7 protein-coding genes are annotated in these 4,930 nt (G+C 67.7%); 6 read left to right on the top strand and 1 reads right to left on the bottom strand.

Annotated elements, in window-relative coordinates; genetic code table 11:
- From ACYP33_RS17725 to ACYP33_RS17700, 6 genes are all read left to right on the top strand, one after another.
- A partial coding sequence (locus ACYP33_RS17725) for a hypothetical protein (RefSeq protein WP_459623033.1) occupies positions 1 to 188 on the top strand: 188 nt, incomplete at its 5' end.
- A gap of 79 nt (positions 189 to 267) precedes the next feature.
- Positions 268 to 987, top strand: a complete 720-nt coding sequence (locus ACYP33_RS17720) for a ribonuclease activity regulator RraA (protein ID WP_459623032.1) — start codon at positions 268 to 270, stop codon at positions 985 to 987.
- A gap of 200 nt (positions 988 to 1,187) precedes the next feature.
- Positions 1,188 to 1,490: a type II toxin-antitoxin system HigB family toxin gene (locus ACYP33_RS17715; protein WP_459623031.1), complete on the top strand. Its 303-nt coding sequence runs from the start codon at positions 1,188 to 1,190 to the stop codon at positions 1,488 to 1,490.
- A 4-nt stretch (positions 1,491 to 1,494) separates the two neighbouring features.
- A complete protein-coding gene (locus ACYP33_RS17710) occupies positions 1,495 to 1,857 on the top strand; it encodes a helix-turn-helix domain-containing protein (protein WP_459623030.1) in 363 nt (120 codons plus the stop codon).
- 361 nt (positions 1,858 to 2,218) lie between these two features.
- Positions 2,219 to 3,634, top strand: a complete 1,416-nt coding sequence (locus ACYP33_RS17705) for a YeiH family protein (protein ID WP_459623029.1) — start codon at positions 2,219 to 2,221, stop codon at positions 3,632 to 3,634.
- Positions 3,631 to 3,846: a hypothetical protein gene (locus ACYP33_RS17700; RefSeq protein WP_459623028.1), complete on the top strand. Its 216-nt coding sequence runs from the start codon at positions 3,631 to 3,633 to the stop codon at positions 3,844 to 3,846. Before ACYP33_RS17705 ends, ACYP33_RS17700 begins: the two co-directional genes overlap by 4 nt.
- Positions 3,847 to 4,167: 321 nt before the next feature.
- Here ACYP33_RS17700 and ACYP33_RS17695 read toward each other — a convergent pair.
- Positions 4,168 to 4,930: TolC family protein (locus tag ACYP33_RS17695; protein WP_459623027.1), on the bottom strand; the 763-nt coding region annotated here is incomplete at its 5' end.

The raw sequence follows: 4,930 nt of genomic DNA, 5'->3' as shown, positions 1-4,930 counted from the left end.
GCCGCCGCGAACGTTCGCCGTTCGCGGCGGCCGGTTGTCGATCCGGCATGTCATGTTGGTTGCTTCCGGTGTCAGCCGAACGGTCGCGCGATTCGGGTCACGCTTGCTTGCCGCGCGACGGCCTCGGCACCGCGCTGAACCCGGCGGTCCGTCAACGTGAGGGTGCCATGATGCGCAAGTCGCATTAAGCTGGCGGCGCGTTCTCTGTTTGATACTGACCGACACCCATCGACACCCACCGACAACGACCCCGATCGAGACAATCCCATGAGCATCCTCACCCCCGCACTGCGCACCCGACTGGAAACGATCAGCACGGCCACGCTGGCCACGGCGCTCTACAAGCGCGGCCTGCGCAATCAGGTCATCCAGGGCGTGACGCCGCTCCAGCGCCTCGCCAGGAGCATGGTGGGCGAGGCGTTCACGCTGCGCTACATTCCGGCCCGCGAGGATCGCAACCCGCTCGAAGTGTTTCGCAATCCAGAGCATCCGCAGCGCAAGGCGGTGGAAACCTGCCCGCCGGGCGCGGTGCTCGTGATGGACAGCCGCAACGATCCGCGCGCGGCCTCGGCCGGCGCCATCCTGGTCACGCGCCTGATGAAGCGCGGCGTGGCCGGCGTGGTGACCGACGGCGGCTTTCGCGACGCCGATGAAATCTCGCGCACCGAGATCCCGGCGTTCCATCAGCGCCCGTCGGCGCCGACCAATTTGACGCTGCACGAGGCGCTCGACATCAACGTGCCGATCGGCTGCGGCGGCGCGCCGGTGTTTCCCGGCGACGTGCTGGTGGGCGACAACGACGGCGTGATCGTGATCCCCGCGCACCTGGTCGAGGAGATCACGGCGGAGGCGCACGACATGACGGCGTTCGAGGATTTCGTCATGGAGCGGGTGCGGGACGGCGACACGATCATCGGGCTGTATCCGGCTACCCATCCGGACACGCTGGAGAAGTTTGCGGCTTGGCGAGGTCGCAACGGGCGCTGATCGGGACAGGTCGAGCGCAATCGTGGCGGGCGCCGATCGTGTTGGCCCGGCGCAGGCGGGCGTGATGCCGCGTTCGAGCGAGGCCGGGGTGCGGCGAATCGTGGCGGCTTCGTCGGCTTGGGGTGCCCGGATGGTTCTCTATCGGGACAAATTACCGGTCGGCATTGTTTTAGTCCCAAATTGGGACTAAAATGCACGGCATGCGAATTGTTGCCAAAAGAACCCTCCTGACCTTCATCCAGCGCCACGCGCAGTCCGAGCAGCAGTTGCTGGCATGGCATGCGGAAGCGGCAAAGGCGAACTGGAAGACTCCGCAGGATATTAAGAATCAGTACGCCAGCGCCAGCTTCGTTGGCAAGAATCGGGTGGTGTTCAACATCAAGGGTAATGACTTTCGATTGATCGTCGCGGTGGCGTACCAGATCGGCGTGGCGTACGTAAAGTTCGTCGGCACGCATGCTGAATACGACAAGGTGGACGCTGCGACCGTGGAAATGGAGTAACGATATGGACATTCAACCGATTAGAACCGAGGCAGATTACGAGGCCGCACTGAAGGTGGTGTCCGCGCTCGTTGATGCCGATCCGGCGCCTGGCACGCCCGAAGGGGATCAACTCGAAATTCTCGCGATCCTCGTCGAGAAGTACGAGGCCGAGCATTTCCCGATGTCGGCGCCGACGCCGGTCGAGGCTATCCGATTCCGGATGGAACAGGCCGGCCTGTCGGTGCCCGACATGCAGCCGTACATCGGCAACAGCAACCGCGTGTACGAGGTGCTCGCCGGACGGCGTGCGTTGAGCCTCACCATGATTCGCAAGCTACGTGATGGATTGCACATTCCTGCCGATGTACTGATCGGGACCACGTAACGCAAACGGCGCCGAAGCGCCGTTTTTTATGTCGAGGCTGGTTTCGACAGCCCGCGGACGTGCCCACACACCCAAGGTGCTGAAGAAAAATGCTGACCTCCGGGATAGGTACGATTTCCCTCGGGCAGTCCGACGAGACACATCCGCTTTTCTCGCCGTCAACCATTCGTAAGTAAGTCGTCACGCCACGCCCATCGCTCCGATAAGCAAAGACGAATAAGTCATTTCCCGTGGTTCGGTACGGATTCCATACTGATTCGTTGAACCGGGCGCGCCCTGCAACACGCTGCGCGCTTCCGGTTCGCCACCCGCACGCCATCCGCTGCGCTGCGGGCAAGACACATTCACAGGGGAATGCACCATGAGCGATTCGACCATCGCGAGCACACGCCGCGGCGACGCCGCCGCGCAAACGAACGGGAGCCGGCCATTCGGCACCGAGGACTGGTGGGCCGTGGCGATCGGCCTGTTCGCGATCGTGGCCGCCTATCTGCTGTTCGCGACCGGCGCCAGCATCAAGGTGCTGGCCGTGGCGCCGGCCAAATGGGCCTCGCTGCCGCAACTCGGCGCCGATCTGGCCGCGCACGCGACCGGTTACGTCGCGCTGTTCGTGGCGTTCGCCGTGGTGTTTTCGGTGGCGATCGCGGCGCTGAAGCTGCCGGTCGCGCAATTCGTGCCCGGCTTCCTCGTGATCTTCGTGGCGTCGGCCGTGATCTTCGCGATCGGCGCGTGGGCGCAGGCGTCCACCTACAACCTCGAACCGCCGCTGATCGCGCTGGTGCTCGGCCTGATCGTGTCGAACCTGTTCACGCTGCCCGCGTGGCTGGCGCCGGCGCTGCGCGTGGAGTTCTACATCAAGGTCGGCATCGTGCTGCTCGGCGCGACGCTGCCGTTGACGCTGATCGCCTGGGCCGGCCCGGTGGCGGTCGGGCAGGCCACCATCGTGTCGCTCGTGACGTTCTTTGTGATCTACGCGGTGGCCCGCGCGCTGAAGCTCGATCGCCGGTTCGCGGCCGTGCTCGGCGTGGGCGGCGCGGTGTGCGGCGTGTCGGCCGCGATCGCGATCGCCGGGGCGGTGCGCGCGCGTCGTGAGCAGGCTTCGGTGGCGATCACGCTGGTGGTGATCTGGGCGATCGTGATGGTGTTCGCGCTGCCCGGCATCTCGCGCGCGCTCGGCCTGCCGACCGGCATCGCCGGCGCGTGGATCGGCACCTCGGAATTCGCCGACGCGGCCGGCATCGCCGCCGCGCAGGCCTACGGCGATTTCGCGCGCCATGCGCCGGGCGTGGTGGCCGGCGCGCCCGATGCGTCGCTGCAGGCGTTCGTGCTGATGAAGGTGGTGGGCCGCGACATCTGGATCGGCATCTGGGCGTTCGTGCTCGCGATCGTCGCGACCACGCGCTGGGATCGCGAGGAAGGCGGCAGCGAGGTGCGCGTGCGTACCGGCGCGGGCGAGATCTGGCGGCGTTTCCCGAAGTTCGTGATCGGCTTCGTGGTCGCGTCCGCGCTCGTCACGTGGATCGCCTCGCATTACTCGCTGGCCGATTACCGCAGCGTCGTCACGCCGGCGTTCGTCGCGCCGATCACGGCGCTGCGCACCTGGGCGTTTACGTTCTGCTTCCTGAGCATCGGGCTGACGACGCGCTTCGCGTCGCTGTCGACGGCCGGCGTGAAGCCGTTGATCGCGTTCACGGCGGGCGTGGCGGTCAATATCGTGATCGGCTACGTGCTGTCGGTGCACGTGTTCGCGTCGTATTGGGCGTCGCTCGGTCAATGAACGCGTTCGCGGCCATTCCGCCCGGCGCCCATTGCGGGCGCTGCGTGCATCGCGCCGACGACCGTGCGCTGCTGGAAGCGCGGATCGGCGGGCTCGCGTCGTTCGGCTCGGCTTATGGCGAAAGCGTCGGCGACAGCCGGCTGTGTCTCAAGCTCGACCGGCTGGTGTCGCCCGGCGATGCGTGTCGGGAGTTTGTCGAGCGGGCGGCGTGAGGCGATGTGTGCGAACCGCTCAGGCCGCTGGGGCCTGAGGCTCGGCTGGCCGATGCCGCTCGGAGATGTGTGTCGTCGGTTCGTCGAGTGCGCAGCGTGAGCCACTATCCGCGAACCGCTCGGCCCGCCGGCCCGAGGCTCGACTGGCGCATGCCGCCCGATGATGCGTGCCGCGAGTTCGTCGGGCACGCGGCGTGAGCCGTTATCGACATATCGCTCGGGCCGCCGGTTGCCGGCTCGACAAGGCCATCCAATAGCGTTCGAGACATCGCGCCCATGAGGACGCGCGAGGCGTCCTCATGCCAACCGCCGTGACACGGCTCAGGGCGTCGCCCCCGAAGCCGCCGCGACGGTCGCCGCCTTCCCGGCTTGCGCCGGTTCCGGCGGCGTCCCCATTGCCTGGAACAGCCGCGCCGTATCGGCGAGCCGCGAGCCGGTCGCGCGGATCGCGTCGAGCTGCGCGTTGCGGTATTGCTGCTCGCTGCTGCGTCCGGCCGACGGCGGCAGCGCGCCGAGCCGCACGCGCGCGGCCGTGTCGTCGGATGCGCCGCGCGCGGCCTCGGCGGCGCGGCTCGACGCGTCGAGCGCTTGCGCGTCGTTGTCGAGCGCGGCCAGCGAGTCGGCCACGTTCTGGAACGCCGTCAGCACGGTCGCCTTGTATTGCTCGACCGCCGCCGCGTAGCTGGCCTGCGCCGCGCGCCGCTGCGCGAGCAGCGCGCCGCCATGAAACAGCGGCTGACTCAGCGAGGCCCCCACGCTCCAGATTCCGCCGATGCCCGACAGCGCCGCGGGCCAACTGAACCCGGCCTGGCCGAGCGAGGCCGACAGCGAGATCTGCGGGAACATCTGCGCGGTGGCGACGCCCACGGCGGCGGCCGCCGCCTGCAGCGATGCATCGGCCGCACGAATGTCGGGCCGCGTTTCGAGCAAGGTGGACGGCACCGCCACCGGCACGCTCTCGGGCAAGTGCAGGTCGGCCAGCGCGAGATCGGCGGGCGCCTGATCGGGCGTGCGGCCGAGCAGCACCGCGAGCGCGTGGCGCGCACTGAGCCATTGCTGGCGCAGCGCAGGCAACGACGCTTCG

The organism is Burkholderia sp. 3C (assembly GCF_054589155.1).
Note: the sequence above shows the minus strand (reverse complement) of the source record. Positions and strands in the feature narration are given on the sequence as shown.